This is a genomic window from Pseudoalteromonas sp. S1612, assembly GCF_005887175.1.
Taxonomy (GTDB): domain Bacteria; phylum Pseudomonadota; class Gammaproteobacteria; order Enterobacterales; family Alteromonadaceae; genus Pseudoalteromonas; species Pseudoalteromonas undina.
In genome coordinates this window covers 65,815-82,348 of sequence record NZ_PNDH01000010.1, presented here as the reverse complement: position 1 = coordinate 82,348, position 16,534 = coordinate 65,815, and the positions used below count along the sequence as shown (strand labels likewise).

17 protein-coding genes are annotated in these 16,534 nt (G+C 38.5%); 12 read left to right on the top strand and 5 right to left on the bottom strand.

The genetic code is table 11. The annotated features are described in order from the left end of the window. Positions 1-15 precede the first annotated feature (15 nt). Positions 16-2,490, bottom strand: a complete 2,475-nt coding sequence (locus tag CWB78_RS04895; RefSeq protein WP_138594453.1) for a penicillin-binding protein 1A — start codon at positions 2,488-2,490, stop codon at positions 16-18. Positions 2,491-2,621: 131 nt separating this feature from the next. Here CWB78_RS04895 and CWB78_RS04890 point away from each other — a divergent pair, with 131 nt between their 5' ends. From CWB78_RS04890 to CWB78_RS04850, 9 genes are all read left to right on the top strand, one after another. Continuing rightward, a complete protein-coding gene (locus CWB78_RS04890; protein WP_010390429.1) occupies positions 2,622-3,701 on the top strand; it encodes a pilus assembly protein PilM in 1,080 nt (359 codons plus the stop codon). Further along, positions 3,689-4,261, top strand: coding sequence for a PilN domain-containing protein (locus CWB78_RS04885; protein ID WP_010390430.1), 573 nt, complete (start codon positions 3,689-3,691; stop codon positions 4,259-4,261). The genes CWB78_RS04890 and CWB78_RS04885 overlap by 13 nt, the downstream gene beginning before the upstream one ends. Further along, the gene (locus CWB78_RS04880) at positions 4,251-4,853 is read left to right on the top strand and encodes a type IV pilus inner membrane component PilO (protein WP_010390431.1); all 603 of its coding nucleotides are present in this window, start codon (positions 4,251-4,253) and stop codon (positions 4,851-4,853) included. The genes CWB78_RS04885 and CWB78_RS04880 overlap by 11 nt, the downstream gene beginning before the upstream one ends. Next, positions 4,853-5,389 (top strand): pilus assembly protein PilP, encoded by a 537-nt coding sequence (locus tag CWB78_RS04875; RefSeq protein WP_171040304.1) that lies wholly within the window; start codon positions 4,853-4,855, stop codon positions 5,387-5,389. The genes CWB78_RS04880 and CWB78_RS04875 overlap by 1 nt, the downstream gene beginning before the upstream one ends. Beyond that, on the top strand, positions 5,376-7,466 hold the full coding sequence (locus CWB78_RS04870) for a type IV pilus secretin PilQ (protein WP_054202544.1): 2,091 nt from the start codon (positions 5,376-5,378) through the stop codon (positions 7,464-7,466). Before CWB78_RS04875 ends, CWB78_RS04870 begins: the two co-directional genes overlap by 14 nt. A gap of 494 nt (positions 7,467-7,960) precedes the next feature. Beyond that, positions 7,961-8,479: a shikimate kinase AroK gene (gene aroK, locus CWB78_RS04865; RefSeq protein WP_008466255.1), complete on the top strand. Its 519-nt coding sequence runs from the start codon at positions 7,961-7,963 to the stop codon at positions 8,477-8,479. A 29-nt stretch (positions 8,480-8,508) separates the two neighbouring features. Then, positions 8,509-9,579 carry a 3-dehydroquinate synthase gene (gene aroB / locus CWB78_RS04860; protein WP_138594449.1) on the top strand — a complete coding sequence of 357 codons (1,071 nt, stop codon included), beginning with the start codon at positions 8,509-8,511 and terminating at the stop codon, positions 9,577-9,579. Continuing rightward, positions 9,580-10,881 (top strand): AAA family ATPase, encoded by a 1,302-nt coding sequence (locus tag CWB78_RS04855; protein WP_138594447.1) that lies wholly within the window; start codon positions 9,580-9,582, stop codon positions 10,879-10,881. It abuts the gene before it with no gap. Between the two features lie 53 nt (positions 10,882-10,934). Continuing rightward, entirely contained in the window at positions 10,935-11,786 is an 852-nt protein-coding gene (locus tag CWB78_RS04850) for a Dam family site-specific DNA-(adenine-N6)-methyltransferase (protein ID WP_010390441.1), read from the top strand. On the opposite strand, the gene CWB78_RS04845 is transcribed toward CWB78_RS04850, so the two are convergent. Both CWB78_RS04845 and CWB78_RS04840 read right to left on the bottom strand, forming a co-directional pair. Further along, entirely contained in the window at positions 11,749-11,934 is a 186-nt protein-coding gene (locus tag CWB78_RS04845) for a DUF2970 domain-containing protein (protein WP_138594445.1), read from the bottom strand. The genes CWB78_RS04850 and CWB78_RS04845 overlap by 38 nt on opposite strands. Positions 11,935-11,937: 3 nt before the next feature. Continuing rightward, a complete protein-coding gene (locus CWB78_RS04840) occupies positions 11,938-12,237 on the bottom strand; it encodes a hypothetical protein (RefSeq protein ID WP_054202541.1) in 300 nt (99 codons plus the stop codon). Positions 12,238-12,512: 275 nt separating this feature from the next. On the opposite strand from CWB78_RS04840, the gene rpe reads away from it, so the two are divergent. Genes rpe through trpS form a run of 3 tightly spaced genes read left to right on the top strand, consistent with a single transcriptional unit; the run spans position 12,513 to position 14,899 of the window. Beyond that, a complete protein-coding gene (gene rpe / locus CWB78_RS04835; protein WP_010390446.1) occupies positions 12,513-13,196 on the top strand; it encodes a ribulose-phosphate 3-epimerase in 684 nt (227 codons plus the stop codon). After that, complete coding sequence (locus tag CWB78_RS04830; RefSeq protein WP_138594443.1) at positions 13,196-13,861, top strand: HAD-IA family hydrolase; 666 nt, start codon at positions 13,196-13,198, stop codon at positions 13,859-13,861. Before rpe ends, CWB78_RS04830 begins: the two co-directional genes overlap by 1 nt. A gap of 33 nt (positions 13,862-13,894) precedes the next feature. After that, positions 13,895-14,899, top strand: a complete 1,005-nt coding sequence (gene trpS / locus CWB78_RS04825; protein WP_054202539.1) for a tryptophan--tRNA ligase — start codon at positions 13,895-13,897, stop codon at positions 14,897-14,899. Between the two features lie 121 nt (positions 14,900-15,020). Here the strand turns inward: trpS and CWB78_RS04820 are convergent, their stop codons facing one another. Together CWB78_RS04820 and CWB78_RS04815 are read right to left on the bottom strand one after the other, a co-directional pair. Beyond that, positions 15,021-15,941 carry a TraB/GumN family protein gene (locus CWB78_RS04820; protein WP_054202538.1) on the bottom strand — a complete coding sequence of 307 codons (921 nt, stop codon included), beginning with the start codon at positions 15,939-15,941 and terminating at the stop codon, positions 15,021-15,023. Positions 15,942-15,968: 27 nt separating this feature from the next. Beyond that, on the bottom strand, positions 15,969-16,319 hold the full coding sequence (locus CWB78_RS04815) for a hypothetical protein (RefSeq protein ID WP_138594441.1): 351 nt from the start codon (positions 16,317-16,319) through the stop codon (positions 15,969-15,971). Positions 16,320-16,534: the final 215 nt, after the last annotated feature.

The window sequence follows — 16,534 nt, the reverse complement described above, 5'->3', positions numbered from 1 at the left end:
TAATGTTCGCTATATTTAAAATAGCTCTTCTTCAGTTTTAGTGTTTTCTTCAAATATATCATTTGGTTGTGATAACACATACTTGGTGGGAGCGGTGCCTTTTTCAAAGTATTCAAAACGGCTGGTGTAATCGTTTTTATGACTTAACAGCCCCGTTTCTAAGTCAATACGAATAGAAACCAACCCTTCAGGCGGTTCGATAGGTGCCGCAGGTTTACCATCCAGTGCGACTCTCATAAAATCCACCCATGCAGGCTGAGCTGTTTTAGCACCTGATTCTGCGCCTGATATTTGCCCACTTCCTAAGTTATTGTTATAGGTTGAGCGTCCCAGTGTATTACCTGGGTTATCAAAGCCAACCCAAACTGATGTCATCACATCGCGGTTAAAGCCACTAAACCAAGTATCTACAGAATCATTCGTGGTGCCTGTTTTACCAGAAAGATCGCGACGTTTTAGCGCTTGTGCACGCCAGCCTGTTCCACTCCAACCGGTTTTATGTGACCAGCTACCGCCACCCCAAATAGCACTATTCATTGCGCTGGCAATTAAAAATGCATTTTGTTTAGAGATGATCTGCGGCGCACAATTTGGTGCTACTTGCTCACCTAGCATTAGCGAGCTAGGTGTTGTCGCTTCATCATCACAAATTACAGTCGGGTTAGTTTTAAATAAGGTGTTGCCCATGGCATCTTGAATTTCTGAAATAAAGTAAGGTTCGATTAAGTGGCCGCCATTGGCAAAAGTACTCATACCACGAGCTAGCTCTATTGGAGTGATAGATGCGCTACCTAAAGCCAGTGATTCACTGCGATTTATATCTTCATTTGCAAAGCCAAATTTAAGTAAATGATCGGCTGTACGTTGCAAGCCAACACCACGTAATAAACGTACCGAAATCACATTTTTTGATTGTGCTAAAGCACGGCGAATGCGAATAGGGCCATTATAAATGGCAGGGCTATTTTTAGGTCGCCATGCGACACCTTGGCTTTTATCCCATTGATTTATAGGAGCATCATTTAAAATTGACGCTAAGGTGTAGCCTTTTTCAAGTGCAGCAGAGTATATAAATGGCTTAATATTAGAGCCAACTTGGCGTTTAGCTTGCACTGCACGGTTATATTGGCTTTGTTCAAAGCTGTAACCGCCTACAATGGCTTTTATACGCCCGTCTTGTGGGTCTAAAGACACAATGGCACTTGCAGCTTCAGGGATTTGACTCAAAATATAGCTGTTGTCATCATTTTTACGCAGCCATATTTGCATGCCAGGCGTTAATATATCGCTTGCTGTTTCAGGAGCAAAGCTTTGGCGGTAACGGGTGATAAACTTACGTGCCCACTTTAGATTATCCCAGGTCAATGTTGTACGTTCGCCGCTTTTAAGTATTACTTCCGCGCTTTTGTCGGATACATTTAAAACTGCAGCGGCTTTTAGAGGGCCTAGTTCATTGGCCTCTTTTAAAATGTTTAATAACTTAGAATCAGAAGGTGTGGGCTCTGTTTGTGGATCCCATAAAATGGCTTCAGGACCTCTAAATCCATGGCGCATATCATAGGCATGTAAATTGTTAACCAAAGCCGTTTGTGCCGCCTGTTGAATATTTGACTCAACAGAAGTATACACTTTAAATCCAGAGTTATAGGCTTTATCTATACCGTAGCGCGACACCATTTCAGCACGTACCATTTCTGAAATATATGGCGCATATAAGTCAATTTCAGCCCCATGGAAATAGGCGGTAATTGGCTGGCTCGTAGCTTCGTTATACTGCGCTCTAGAAATATATTTTTCATCTAGCATTCGCCCTAACACTACATTTCTTCTGGCCTTGGCTCGCTTTGGATTACGAATAGGGTTAAGTGCTGAAGGCGCTTTGGGTAAACCGGCAATCATTGCCATTTGCGCAAGAGTAAGCTCTTTTAGCTCTTTACCATAATAAACCTGAGCAGCTGCACCAATACCAAAGGCTCGGTTTCCTAGCTCTATTTTATTCAGATAAAGTTCAAAAATTTCATCTTTTGAAAGTAAATTTTCGATATGGATGGCAATAAATATTTCTTTTACCTTACGAATGTAGGCTTTTTCTCGCGTTAAAAAGAAGTTACGAGCCAACTGCATCGTGATTGTACTAGCACCTTGCTTTTTTTCACCGGTAGAAATAAGTACCAGTGCTGAGCGTACAATACCAATTGGATCGATACCGATATGGTCATAAAAACGGTTATCTTCTGTTGCTAAAAAAGCTTGTAATAAAGGCTCAGGAATTTGGTCTATAGTTACAGGGATACGTCTTTTTTCACCAAATTGGTTGATTAAGAGTCCATCTTTGGTAAATACTTGCATAGGCGTTTGTAATTGAACGTTTTTTAAAACCTGTACGCTTGGAATATCGGATTTAACGTAGTAATAAAGGCTAAGCAATGTAATTAGTGCAAGTAATGCACAAATGATCAAAAATTGTAAAGTTCTTTTTAATAAAATCACTGATATTTCCCTAAACGGACTCCCAATTACAGGTTGAGACTGCTAGTATATATTGATTAAAAATTGAATAATATTTTTTAAGATATAAATTATAACTTGTTTATTATTAAAACAAAGGCAAAGTTTCAAACATGCTAAGTCAATTGATAAAAAAACCATCGCCTATGATGGTGGGTATTGATATAGGATCGCACTCTATCAAGGCCGTGCTTTTAAGTGAAACAGAAACTGGGCTTCGACTAGAGGCACTTGCAATTGAACCTATGCCAAAAGGCGCTATGAGCGAGCGTAACATTCAAGATATTGAAGCAATTGGCAATGTGATAACCAAGTTAAAACGAAAACTACCAAAGTCATTAAAGTCTGCTGCTGTTGCTGTCTCAGGGCAAACAGTGATTACCAAAGTCATTTTCATGGATGTTTCCTTAAGCGACGCTGAATTAGAGTCACAGATTGAGATTGAAGCCGATAGTTTGATTCCTTATCCGTTAGATGAAGTCAGTTTAGATTTTGAAAAACTCTCTACTAACAGTGCCGATCCGAGCAAAATTAATGTTCTACTTTCTGCAGCGAGAACGGAAAGTGTGGAAGCGAGAGTAGGAGCACTTAGTGCTGCTAACTTAACTGCAAAAGTTGTGGATGTTGAAAGTTATGCATTAAGTCGGGCTATGGATGTTTACTATCAACAGCTCCCATCTGATGCGTTTGATAAGACCGTTGCGGTAGTTGATATAGGTGCAGTGCTTACCTTAGTCAGTGTAGTGCAATCTGGTGAAACAATTTATACCCGCGACCAAGTATTTGGTGGTGACCAATACACAAATAGTATTGTTGCTTACTACAATAAAGGCTTTGATGAGGCTGAAATTGGTAAAACAACGGGTGATTTACCTCCTAATTATACATTTGAAGTGTTAGCGCCTTTTCAAACCTCGCTATTGCAGCAAGTTCGTCGTGCTGTACAAATGTTTTTAACCACAACGGGTAAAGAGCAGTTGGATTATATCGTACTGACTGGCGGTTCTGCCATGATTAAAGGTATTGATAGGTTATTAATTGAAGAATTAGGGATACATACGGTTGTTGTTGAACCATTTGATAAAATGGAAATATCACCTAGAGTAGATCGTAATATAATACAGCGCCACCGCACTCAGTTTGCAATTGCGACCGGCCTGGCGTTGAGGAGTTTTTCATCATGCCACATATAAATTTACTACCTTGGCGTGAATTACAGCGTGAGCAATCTAAAAAGAAATTTATTACATTGCTGATGGCCGTGGTTATAGTTTGCTTTGTAACTATGTATGCGCTGAGTACATTTTATAGCGGTCTAAAAGAAGGACAAATGCTAAAAAATAACTACCTCAGCTCAGAAATTACAATGCTTGATCAAAAAATTCGCGATATACGTGATTTAGACAAAAAAAAAGAAAACCTACAACAACGTATGCGTTTAATTGAAGAACTACAAAGCAGCCGAAATTTAGGCACGCAAATAATGGATGAAGTGGCAAAAATAGTGCCTGCCGGAGTTTACTTAACCAAGCTTGAGCGTAAAGGTAGTCAAATTCATGTATTAGGTAAAAGTGAGTCTAATAATCGTTTATCCACTATGCTTCGACAGGTACAAAGTTCTTATTTATTAGAGCGCCCGACAATGCAAGGTATTGTTGCAGGTGAGCAGTCTTCTCGTTTACTCAGCGATTTTAATATGGAGTTCTACGTAAAACCATTTGGCAGAATAGGTGAGGTACGTAATGAACCTTGATTTTAAGTCGTTTTCAGAAATAGATTGGAATGAAATAGAGCTTGATAATATAGGCGAGTGGCCAGTTATTGTAAAAGCAATATGCTGCTCTTTTGTTGCTTGTCTCGTATTGTTTTTTAGCTACAGCTTATTAGTGTCAGATGAGATAGAAAGCTACCATAACGCGGTTGCCAAAGAGATAGAATTACGCACAACTTATCGAACTAAATATGCAGTTGCCAGTAAGCTTGATATCTATCGTGAACAAATGGTTGAGATGGAAGATAAGTTTTCTCAGCTATTAAAACGTCTACCTACCTCAAATGAGACGCCAGGATTATTAGATGACCTTTCCTATGTGGGGACAACCAGCGGCTTAACATTTTTAAAAATTGGTTGGCTACCAGAAGTTGAAAAAGAGTTCTATACCGAACTACCCATTAAAATTGAAGTGGTAGGCACTTATCATGAGTTTGGTGAATTTGTAGGAAAAGTGGCTCAATTGCCAAGAATAGTAAGTTTACACGACTTTTCTATTTTATCATCTGGCGAAAAGCAGCTAACATTTAGTGTAGTAGCAAAAACTTATCGTTATGAAGAGGGAGTAAGATGATGAAGCAACTTCCCTTTTTAACTGTCGCAATATTGTTGCTCAGTGGCTGTAATGAAGATACATCTGAGCAAAAAGAATTTATTGATCAGGTTAAGGCAAACACTACTGCACGTGTAGAAAAAATACCTGAGTTAGTTAAATTTAAGCACTTTGAATATAACGCCAAAGATATACGTAGCCCTTTTGTAGCACCAGAACCAGAAATTATACAAAATAAGCTAACACAAGTTAAAAACTGTCTTCACCCAGACCCAGAACGTGTTCGTCAACCTCTGGAGAAGTACCCATTAGATAATTTATCAATGAAGGGCACAATAGGATCGAACGGCAAGACATGGGCGCTCATTACAGCTGCTGATAACACCTTACACCGAGTATCCATAGGGAGCTATTTAGGTACCTATGATGGAAAAGTAAGCAGTGTTAATAGTGACTATATTGAATTAGTAGAATTAATCCCTGATGGGTCAGGTTGTTGGAAAGAACGTTTGACCAAATTAGAAATGTTAGAGGCGGCAACTAATGGCGCAAATTAATAAGAAAAATGGTATTCCCTATATGCACAAAGCTGAGTGTTCGCATCACCGTATTTTAACGACGTTGCTATTTGTATTTTTATTACTAATTACGAAAACAGTCAGTGCAGCCCCTTTACTCTATGATGTTCGATATAATCCATTACTTAAAGGTGAAACCGAATTACAGCTAGTATTTGATGAAGAGTTACAGCAACAACCTGAGGTACAAGTTTTTAATAGTCCGGCACGTATAGAGCTATTATTTAATGCTGTTGAACTAGATGAAGGGTTGGCAAATATTGCTATTAACCAAGCAGGAATTAGTAACATCAGCAGCATGATGACTAGCGCAGGTTTAAAGGTAACCATTAATTTGGAGCGATTAAAAATATATGAGACTGAGGTAAACAACAATTTAGTTTCAATAAGAATATCTGATAATCCTCTAACAGAGCAAATAGTAACAACAAGTGAAGATGCACCTGCTTATACCTCTAATTATATTAATGGCATTCAAGCAATTGATTTTCGCCGCGGTGAAAAAGGTGAAGCAAAAGTACTTGTTTACCTGCAAGATACACAGGCTGCTATTGAGGTTCATGAAAGTGGCGGGAAAATCATTGCAGAGTTTCATCATACCGATATTTTAGATGACTTATTATATGAATTAGACGTACTCGACTTTGGTACTGTAGTGAGCAGTATAGAAACGTTTAAGGAAGATAATCTGACACGCATTGTAATTGAACCTAATAAAGCTTTTGCTTACACGTATCAGCAAATCGAAAATATTTTTACCTTAACGGTTGAGAAAGACGAGACTCAAAATGGATTTTTAGATGGAGGCAAAGAATACTTAGGCCGCCCTATGACGCTTAATTTTCAGGATATCTCTGTTCGCGCTGTGTTACAGATTATTGCGGGCTACAATGATTTTAACTTGGTAACAAGTGACTCAGTAACTGGCAACATTACCCTTCGCTTAGATGGGGTCCCTTGGGATCAGGCGTTAGACGTCGTGCTAAGAATAAAAGGCTTAGACAAACGTATGGATGGTTCTATATTAATGGTGGCGCCATCTGAAGAGCTTGCTGCCCGTGAAGCAAAAGAGTTAAAAGCGAAGCAACAAGTTGAAGATTTAGAGCCACTATATAGTGAATACATCCGTTTAAATTACGCCAAAGCAGAAGATTTTGCCGACTTATTAAAAACAGATACCAATAGTATTATTACAGCGAGAGGCAGTGTGTCTGTTGATCAACGTACTAATACGCTATTAATGAAAGACACAGCAAAAAGCATTGAAAGTGTTCGCCGCATGGTCGAAACCTTAGATATACCGGTCAAACAAGTGGTTATTGAAGCGCGTATGGTAACCGTTCGTGATAATGTAACCGAAGACTTAGGCGTTCGTTGGGGCTTCAGTGATCAACAAGGCTCTGATGGTGTTTCTGGTACATTAGAAGGCGCTGAAACTATTTCTAATGGAAATATTCCTAGCCTTTCAGATCGACTCAACGTTAATTTACCTGTCGCAAATCCATCGGCAAGTATTGGTATGCATATAGCTAAACTAGCTAATGGAACGTTAATTGATTTAGAATTAACTGCGCTCGAAGAAGAAAACAAGGGTGAAATTATTGCGAGTCCGCGTATCACCGCTGCTAACCAGCAAAAAGCGCGTATTGAGCAAGGTACTGAGATCCCATATGTTGAATCTGCTTCAAGTGGCGCAACAACTGTAAGCTTTAAAAAGGCAGTGTTGAGCCTAGAGGTAACACCTCACATCACACCAGACAACAAAGTTATTTTAAACTTAATAATTACTCAAGATACTCGTGGTGATACTGTTCAAACAGGAACTGGTCCTGCTGTTGCTATTGATACGCAACAAATTGAGACTCAAGTTCTCGTTGAGAATGGACAAACGGTAGTGTTGGGTGGTATTTTCCAACAGCAAATTATTAATTCGACCAAAAAAGTACCTTTATTGGGCGACCTTCCTTACGTAGGAAGACTATTTAAAAGCACAAGCGAGTTTAATGAAAAGCGCGAACTGCTGATTTTTGTCACACCTAAAATTCAAATAGACTAATTACCTAACCTGAGTGCTGCTTGAGACAGATTGATTCTTCAGGGCTTTGGTTACTCAAACTATCTAGGCTGAAAGACAAACTAGATGGAATTGGTATTTAGTTATGTTGGTGTGAACACTCCCTGTAAATGTACAATTAGGCAGTATATAATTTTATATTGTGTACTGTACTGCGGATGCATTTTAAGACTACGTTTATGTTGTTTGTGACTGAGTTTTTTGTGAAATGACTATACAAAAGCACTTACTAAGTAAGACGTAGTAACCTTTAATTGCATAAATTTTAACCCTAGAAGATAAACTTGCCTATAATAAGGTGCTTTTTTGTTAACCAATGGGTAATTATTTAGTTTAATTGCTCGTTATATGGCTTTTTATCCTAATTGACTTGAAATACCCGACCGATTACTGAGATAATCCCTTTCTTAATTTTGGGGCCAGGTCGTTAGGCGGGGTTTTATTTCAAATTTTAGAGTTCGTTTGTACTAAAAGATATGGCTGAGAAACGTAATATATTTCTAGTTGGCCCCATGGGGGCTGGCAAAAGCACGATTGGTCGTCACATCGCTGACCAATTACACCTTGAATTTGTTGATTCTGATCAAGAAATCGAACGTCGCACGGGCGCAGATATTGCCTGGGTATTCGATCTTGAAGGTGAAGAAGGCTTTAGACTTCGTGAAGAATCTGTTATTGGTGACTTAACCGAGATGCAAGGTATTGTTCTTGCTACTGGTGGTGGCTCAGTAATGAGTAAAGAAGTTCGAAACAAGCTTTCGGCTCGCGGTATTGTTGTATACCTAGAGACACCGATTGAAAAGCAAGTTGCACGTACGCAACGCGACAAGCGTCGCCCATTACTGCAAACAGAAGAAGCACCTCGTGATGTACTTGAGCGCTTAGCAGAAGAGCGTGAACCATTATATAAAGAAGTAGCTGATTTTGTTGTACGCACTGATGAGCAGAGCGCGAAAGTTGTTGCTAACCAAATAATCGAGAAATTGGATTTTTAAAAGCCAGTATTAAAAAGGACTAACCCAGCATGCTTGAATTAACTGTTAATTTAGACGAGCGAAGTTATCCTATTTATATTTGTCAATCTGCACTTCAAGATACAGGCCGTCTAATCCATCATATTGGTGATTGTCGGCCTATCATCATTACTAATGACACTATTGCACCGCTCTATCTTCAGCAGTTGCTTGACTCATTAGCACAGCTAAACCCACTTCATTTTATTATTCCAGATGGCGAGCAATATAAATCGCTTACCTGGTTTGAAAAAATATCAGCATTCTTACTTGAAAATAATTGCGGTCGTGACACCTGCTTAATTGCATTAGGTGGTGGCGTAGTTGGTGACTTAACTGGTTTTGTTGCTGCCTGTTATCAGCGCGGTGTGCCTTTTATCCAAATTCCTACCACGTTATTATCTCAAGTCGATTCTTCAGTTGGTGGCAAAACAGCAGTAAATCATCCGCTGGGTAAAAATATGATAGGGGCTTTTTATCAACCCCAGGCTGTGTTTATAGATACGCGTTCTCTACATACTTTACCTACCCGAGAGTTTGCTGCAGGCATGGCTGAAGTTATTAAATATGGCCTAATTTACGACACTGAGTTGTTTGCTTTTTTAGAGCGAAATATCGCTCAATTACAACAGTTAGATGAAGCCTGTTTACAGCATATTATTTTTAGATGCTGTGAAATTAAAGCGCTTATCGTTGCACAAGATGAGAAAGAGCAAGGCTTGCGTGCGCTGTTAAATTTAGGGCACACGTTTGCCCATGCTATAGAAGCGCAAATGGGCTACGGCGTGTGGTTACATGGTGAAGCTGTGGCAACAGGTATGGTGCTTGCTGCCAAGCTTGCTCATACTCGTAACGACTTAACACAGCAAGATGTAGAGCGTATTACCACATTAATAGCAGCGTATAATTTACCAATCGAAATCCCTAGCGATATGACTAGTGAGCAATTTTTACTGCATATGCGCAAAGATAAAAAGAATAAAAAAGGGACTATCCGATTTATTTTACCCACCAAATTTGGTCAGTGTGCATTAGTTGATGATGTATCTGATGATCAAGTTAGAGCGTTGATCGAGCAATAAATGCAGTCACAAATTTTACCAAGCCGTGCGGCTTTGGTGGATAGAATCGCATTACAATTTGAATATGGTCAAAACCTAATTGTTTTATTGGGTACTTCTGGTCTAGGTAAAAGCTATTTGCTTGAAACCTTCATTACTGATAAATATAACGATTTTAATAAAGCATTTGTGCAAGTAAGCGCACAGATGACTGATGTGCAGTTAATGACTCAGTTATTAGAGCAAAGTTTTAATGCCCCTTTAATTGATCACAACCTAAGCTTATCGCAAAACTATTATCAATTAGCGCAACAGCAACAATGTGGGGCGTGTTTGTGGGTTATTGATGGCGGCAGACACCTATCTGAAGAGCTAATCGCAGAGCTTGAGCTACTATCAAAAAATGCACCTAATGTACTTTATATTATGATTGCATCGCAGTCTAAACTACCCTTTAAAGATGCAGTAAATATACATTTAGAGCCATTAAATATAGTTGAAAGTAAGCAGCTTATGGGGTGGTACTTTACGAGCTTACCTTATGATGAAGATCCTGTCTTTCAAACCTTTTTAGTTGAAGCTCAAGGTAACCCGAGTCTGTTGTTAGCCTGGCAGCCAAGCGAGCAGGTTGCTGATATTGTCGTTAAAGATAAGGTGTCTTGGCGCTTACAGTTGCTCACATTATTATTGATAATTATGCTGTTGATTATTGGTCTTGTGTACAAAGCCGATATGACCCAGTGGTGGGAAAATGCTAATCGTCAAATTGATGAGCAAGTGCTATCAACCGCCATTACAACTGAGCAAGCTATTGAAAATAAACCACAGCAACTTATACCACCTGTAAGTAGTGAGCCGTCAGCGGCTGTCATTCAAAAGCCCACTCAAGACACCACCAATAATAATGTTCCAGCGATTGTCGAGAGCTTAACGGAATCAACGATTGTTGTTGAGCAGGAAAAGCCGGAATTAAAACCGATTACTAAACCTGCACAAACAAAGCCGCAAAACCAAATAGTAAAAATACCCAGTAATTGGTACTTACAACAACCTGAGAATAATTTTGTTATTCAGCTCTTAGCCGTAACTCAGCAGCAGGTAGGTAATGAGTTTATTGCTAAACATAAGCTAAAAAGTATTACTAATACATACCAAACTAAACGAAATGGTAAAATATGGTGGGTAGTAACTACAGGTAGTTTTGCTAACTTAAATGAGGCAAAGCAAGCACTGCAAGGGCTTCCTGTAGGGGTTAGAAAAAATAAACCTTTCTATAAAAAAATTAGTAAAATAAAACAAGAAATTGCACGAGTTGATCAGTAAACTCAGTAACTTTAGTGTAAAATCGCGCAACACCGAATTGAAGTAAAGAGCCAATGCAGCAAAAGAGTAGAGCCTTCCTTAAGTGGGCTGGCGGAAAATATAGCCTCGTTGAAGATATTAACGCGCGACTAAATCAAGCAAGTAAGCATGCAGATACTTTGGTTGAACCTTTTGTTGGTGCGGGCTCAGTGTTTTTAAATAGCAATTTTAAACACTATGTACTTAACGATATTAATGCTGATTTAATCAATTTATATAAAGAGCTCAAGCGTTCGCCTGATGAGTTTATTAGTGATGCCAAAAAGCTTTTTGTTGATTTAAACAACCACTCAGATGCGTATTATGATTATCGCGTGCAGTTTAATCAAAGCAGCGATGTATATGAGCGAGCCATCTTATTTTTATATATGAACCGCCATGGTTATAACGGATTATGCCGCTATAACTTAAAGGGCATTTTTAATGTGCCTTTTGGTAAATATAAAAAGCCTTATTTTCCTGAAAAAGAAATGTACTTTTTTGCTAGCAAAGCGCAACAGGCTACATTTACTTGCCTAGGGTATGATGATGTATTCAAACTGGTGCCTAATAATGCAGTGATCTATTGCGATCCGCCTTATGTGCCATTAAGTAAAACGGCATCCTTTACTTCGTATGCAAAAGGCGGGTTTAATTTGGACGACCAGGCTAATTTAGCGAACTTAGCTGAGCAAGCGGCATTTGAGAATAATACGCCGGTCCTTATTTCAAATCACGATACGGTATGGACACGCAAAATTTACAGCCAAGCTTCTTTGGATAAAATTCAGGTTAAACGCACGATTAGCCCAAAAGGCGGTTCACGAAATAAAGTCGATGAGCTAATGGCTATGTACTTAGCACCGAAGTCACGGTTGCGAAAATAGCCAACACAAATAATACAAAAAGTACCACGGCAATAGCTATTAATGTAATAGGGGAGTGGTGTTTAAAGTCTGCTTGACGTTTATCTTCGGATTGCACACCAAAAAATGCAGCTAGCACACTTTGTAACGCGCTTAAAAAGTGCTGCATTAATTAAAATAATGGTTTGATTGAAGAGGGTTTGTGATTGTCATCAGTACCTGTTAATAACTCTAGGAAGTCTAGATAATGGAACTGTGCACTGCGGCTATCGCCGGTTAACCAAGAAGCCCATGAGGAATCTTCTTCAATTTGAATACAGCGATTTACGCTATGATTGGTAGCGTTAGTTTGCTCTTTATGAAAACAAGTGTTGGCAGAGCTTAATTCTTGCTCCGTATTTGAAGAAAGCGACGCTGCTCCAATAATGACACTTACCGACGTGATTAATAATCCAATTTTAAAAGCACGCATAATATAAACCTAATAATTTAGTTCTTCGCGAAGCATAACAAAAATCGCTTAAATAATACACTTTATTTTTAGTTATATTCACAGCTAATCATACCGCAGAATTTTTTATAAGCATGTTTTATCCTTCTTAGCTCACGCAGCTTAACTGTTGTTATAGTTAAAGACAGTTTGTCATTGGTGTTGCTAACTTAGCGCTATTTTTTAAAGGTGTTACTTGGGTAACATCGTTAATTAAGTTACATTAACGCCATAAATTATTCATTAATGGATTAGCGATGCTCAACTGTGAACAAAAATACTTAATAGCGCCCTCAATATTATCTGCAGATTTTGCACGCCTTGGTGAAGATGTCGACAAAGTGTTAGCTGCAGGAGCTGATGTTGTCCATTTTGATGTAATGGATAACCATTATGTCCCTAACTTAACAATAGGCCCAATGGTGTGTAAAGCACTTCGCGATTATGGGATTAAAGCCCCTATTGATGTTCATTTAATGGTAAAACCGGTAGATAGCTTAATTCCACAATTTGCCGAGGCGGGTGCATCAATTATTACCTTTCATCCAGAAGCCAGTGAGCATATTGACCGCACTTTACAATTGATAAAAGATCAAGGCTGTCAGGCTGGCTTAGTGTTCAACCCTGCAACAAGTTTAAGTTACCTCGATCACGTGATGGATAAAGTAGATGTGATCTTATTAATGTCAGTAAATCCTGGGTTTGGTGGGCAAAGTTTTATTCCACAAACACTGGAAAAACTGCGAGAGGCAAAGCAACGCATTATTGATTCAGGGCGTGATATTCGTTTAGAAGTTGATGGCGGTATTAAAGTAGATAACATAGCTGCAGCGGCTGAAGCGGGGGCTGACATGTTTGTTGCAGGCTCTGCTATTTTTAATCAGCCTAACTATAAAAGCGTAATTGATGAAATGCGCCAACAATTAGAAAGTATTAAATAATGAAATATGATGCTGCACTATTTGACTTAGACGGCACGCTAGTTGATAGCGTGTATGACTTATATATGGCCTTAAATCTTACGCTAAGTGATTTAGCGTTTCCCATAGTTAGTCAGCGATTAGTTGAAAGCTGGGTAGGTAATGGCATAGAGGTGTTAGTAAAGCGAGCTCTATGCGGTGATATGCAAATTAGTGAACACCTTGATGAAGCATTAAGTGAACGAGCTATTAAGCTTTTTTATCAACATTATAGTGAGCAGGTTGGTGAATACAGCGTATTATATCAGCATGTTGAAACTGGACTCGCAGCCCTTAGTGGTATGCCCAAAGCACTTATTACCAATAAGGCACGCCGCTTTACTGAACTACTTTTAGATAAACTGGCTATTCGCAGTCATTTTGAAGTAATTGTTTGCGGTGACGACATGGCAAAAAAACCGTCACCTGAGCCACTCCTATTTGCTTGCAATACATTGAATGTTTTGCCAAATAAAGCCATTATGATTGGTGATTCAAAGAGTGACATACTAGCAGCACAAGCCGCTAATATTGATGTGATAGCCCTCACATACGGCTATCATCAAGGAGAGCTGCTAGGGGATTATAATCCACAGTACCTATGCGATAACTTCTTAGCTATAATACCGACACTAACGCAGCGTTAAGCATTTCAAATTAAGTAAAAATAAAGGAAAATCATGAGTAAACCAGTAGTATTAAGTGGCATGCAGCCAACCGGTGGTATGACAATAGGCAACTATGTTGGCGCTATTAACCAGTGGGTTAAGCTACAGGAAGAATATGATAGCTACTTTATGCTTGCCGACTTACATGCAATTACTGTACGCCAAGACCCTGAGTTATTACGTGCTCGCGTTTTAGATGGTGTTGCTTTATATACGGCGTGTGGCATTAACCCAGAAAAAGCGGCATTATTTGTTCAATCTCAAGTGCCAGAACATGCACAACTTGGTTGGGTATTAAACTGTTATGCGCAAATGGGTGAGCTTAATCGCATGACCCAGTTTAAAGATAAGTCGGCAACGCATGCAAATAATATTAATGTGGGTTTATTTGCTTATCCAGCTTTGCAAGCAGCTGACATTTTATTATACCAAGCTGATAAAGTACCAGTTGGCGAAGATCAAAAGCAGCACCTAGAGTTAACTCGTGATATTGCGAATCGTTTTAATAATGTATATGGCGACATTTTTACGCTGCCAGAACCTTATATTCCTGAGTTTGGTGCGCGAGTTATGAGCTTGCAAGATCCGCTGAAGAAAATGTCTAAATCTGATGAAAACCCAAATGGTTTTATTATGATGTTAGACGAGCCGAAAAAGATTGAGAAAAAGCTTAAAAAAGCGGTTACCGACTCAGACGAACAAGCACGCATTTATTTTGATCGTAGTGAAAAGCCAGGTGTTTCTAACTTACTTACCTTATTAAGTGTTGCGACTAAGCGTTCAATTGACGAGCTAGTCCCTGAATACGAAGATAAAATGTATGGTCACTTGAAAAAAGACACCGCAGCAGCTGTTGTCAGCATGATAGAGCCAATTCAGGCTCGTTTTAAAGAAATACGTGAAGACCAAACGTTATTAAATGACATTATGAAAATGGGTGCAGAGAAAGCCAGTGCCCGTGCTGAGAAAACATTAAAAGCAGTTTATGATGCGGTTGGGTTTATTCCACGCCCATAAGCCTGTTTTTTGCAGATACAAAAATGCCGCTAATTTAGCGGCATTTTTTATATTACGCTGATTAACATTAAAAAGCTAAATATAGACAAAAGTAACAATGCTTGCTTGTCTGTTTTATCCATTACTCGGCCTTAGCGATTGTTTTGAAAGTTGTATTGTTAATATCAACTAAAGATACTTGGTAGCCTTTATTTTCAAGTAATGTCAGTAAGCTATCTTCTCCGGCGAGGTGGCCTGCTCCCACAAGTACGAATTCACTTTTATCGTTGTTAAACATTTGTTCCACTTTAACTAACCAGTTATTGTTTCTATCAGTCATTAATTGTTTATAAGTTGCAGGATCATTTTTTTGCATCGGTTCAAGTGCTACTGTGTAGAGCGATTGCGTATCACCTTTACGCCAAGCTGAGAGTAATTTTTTAAACATCACACCGTAATTATCAAACCCAGCTAAATTATTTTTGATAAAGTCATTTTCGCTACCTTCACCCATAGTCTTAAATAACTCTAACTGAAACGCCATAGTCTCTAAGTATTGTTGTTCTTTATTATCTGAGGTCGCTTTTTTAGTAAAGTAAGCGTCAACGCCTTCACCCATTAAATTTTGTTTTTGCAGCTCCATCGACATCAGCACAATACTAACCATTGCAGGACGAAAGTTATCTAATTTAGTTAGGTTTGCACCAAATTCAGCCAGCTTTTTTTCTAATGCGAGCTTTACCTCTGGAGTTAGCTTTTGGCTCAATGTTTCATTATTTTCATAAGATAGTGCGCTCAACATTTTCATTTGTGCTTGTGCATCGCTAGGATCAGGTATTGGTGCTTCTAATACAATCGTATCTGCTTGCTTATAGGCGTGGTTAAACTCCACTGGTAGAGGCATCTCTGACTTAGGTAAAATGTGTACTGTGCCGCCAATAAATAATGAGTCATTTCCTTTACTCACTTGCCACACTGAACTTTGTGCTTGTACAGTCGTTGCTAATAAGCAGCCGCTCAATAATACGGTTGCTGAAAGAACTTTTTTAGTAAATGTATTCATAACACTTCCTTAATGTAATTTTATTTATTATTGATTGGTTAAAATAGTGCTTATATAAGTTGTTAGTGACGACGTTATTTTTGAAAGGTTACTATCAATTTTTGAGTTCATCTTGTTGATGGACGATTCAAAGTCGGTTGCAATTTGGTTCTCTATACTAGTAAATAATGTTTCAGTGTTTACTTCATGCTTGATGAGTGAGTCAGTGTTGGTAGCATAAATTATTTGATTGCTATTGATGACTATTTCACCGGCTGCACATTGATCTGAATTGGTTAGTAGCGTGTTGTTTTTACTTTCTGTAGCGACTGCAGAGGCTGTACTAAATACTGTTGCTAATAAAATTATGGGTAATACTTTTTTAATTGCGTTATTCATAATGAAACCTTTTTTATGTTTAAAAGTCAGCTTAATTACTATTAAAAAGTCGTGTTTAGTAAGCTGCTTGTTGATGACGTTTTAAAGAATATCGCTAAATTTATCTAGAGTCGCTTATCTAGTTATGAGTGATTTATTTATAAGGTTTTTATTTTTTTTGTTGTTTTAAATTAGAGAGTTAATCACAAACCTTATCTGTGAATATAAGGTTTTAA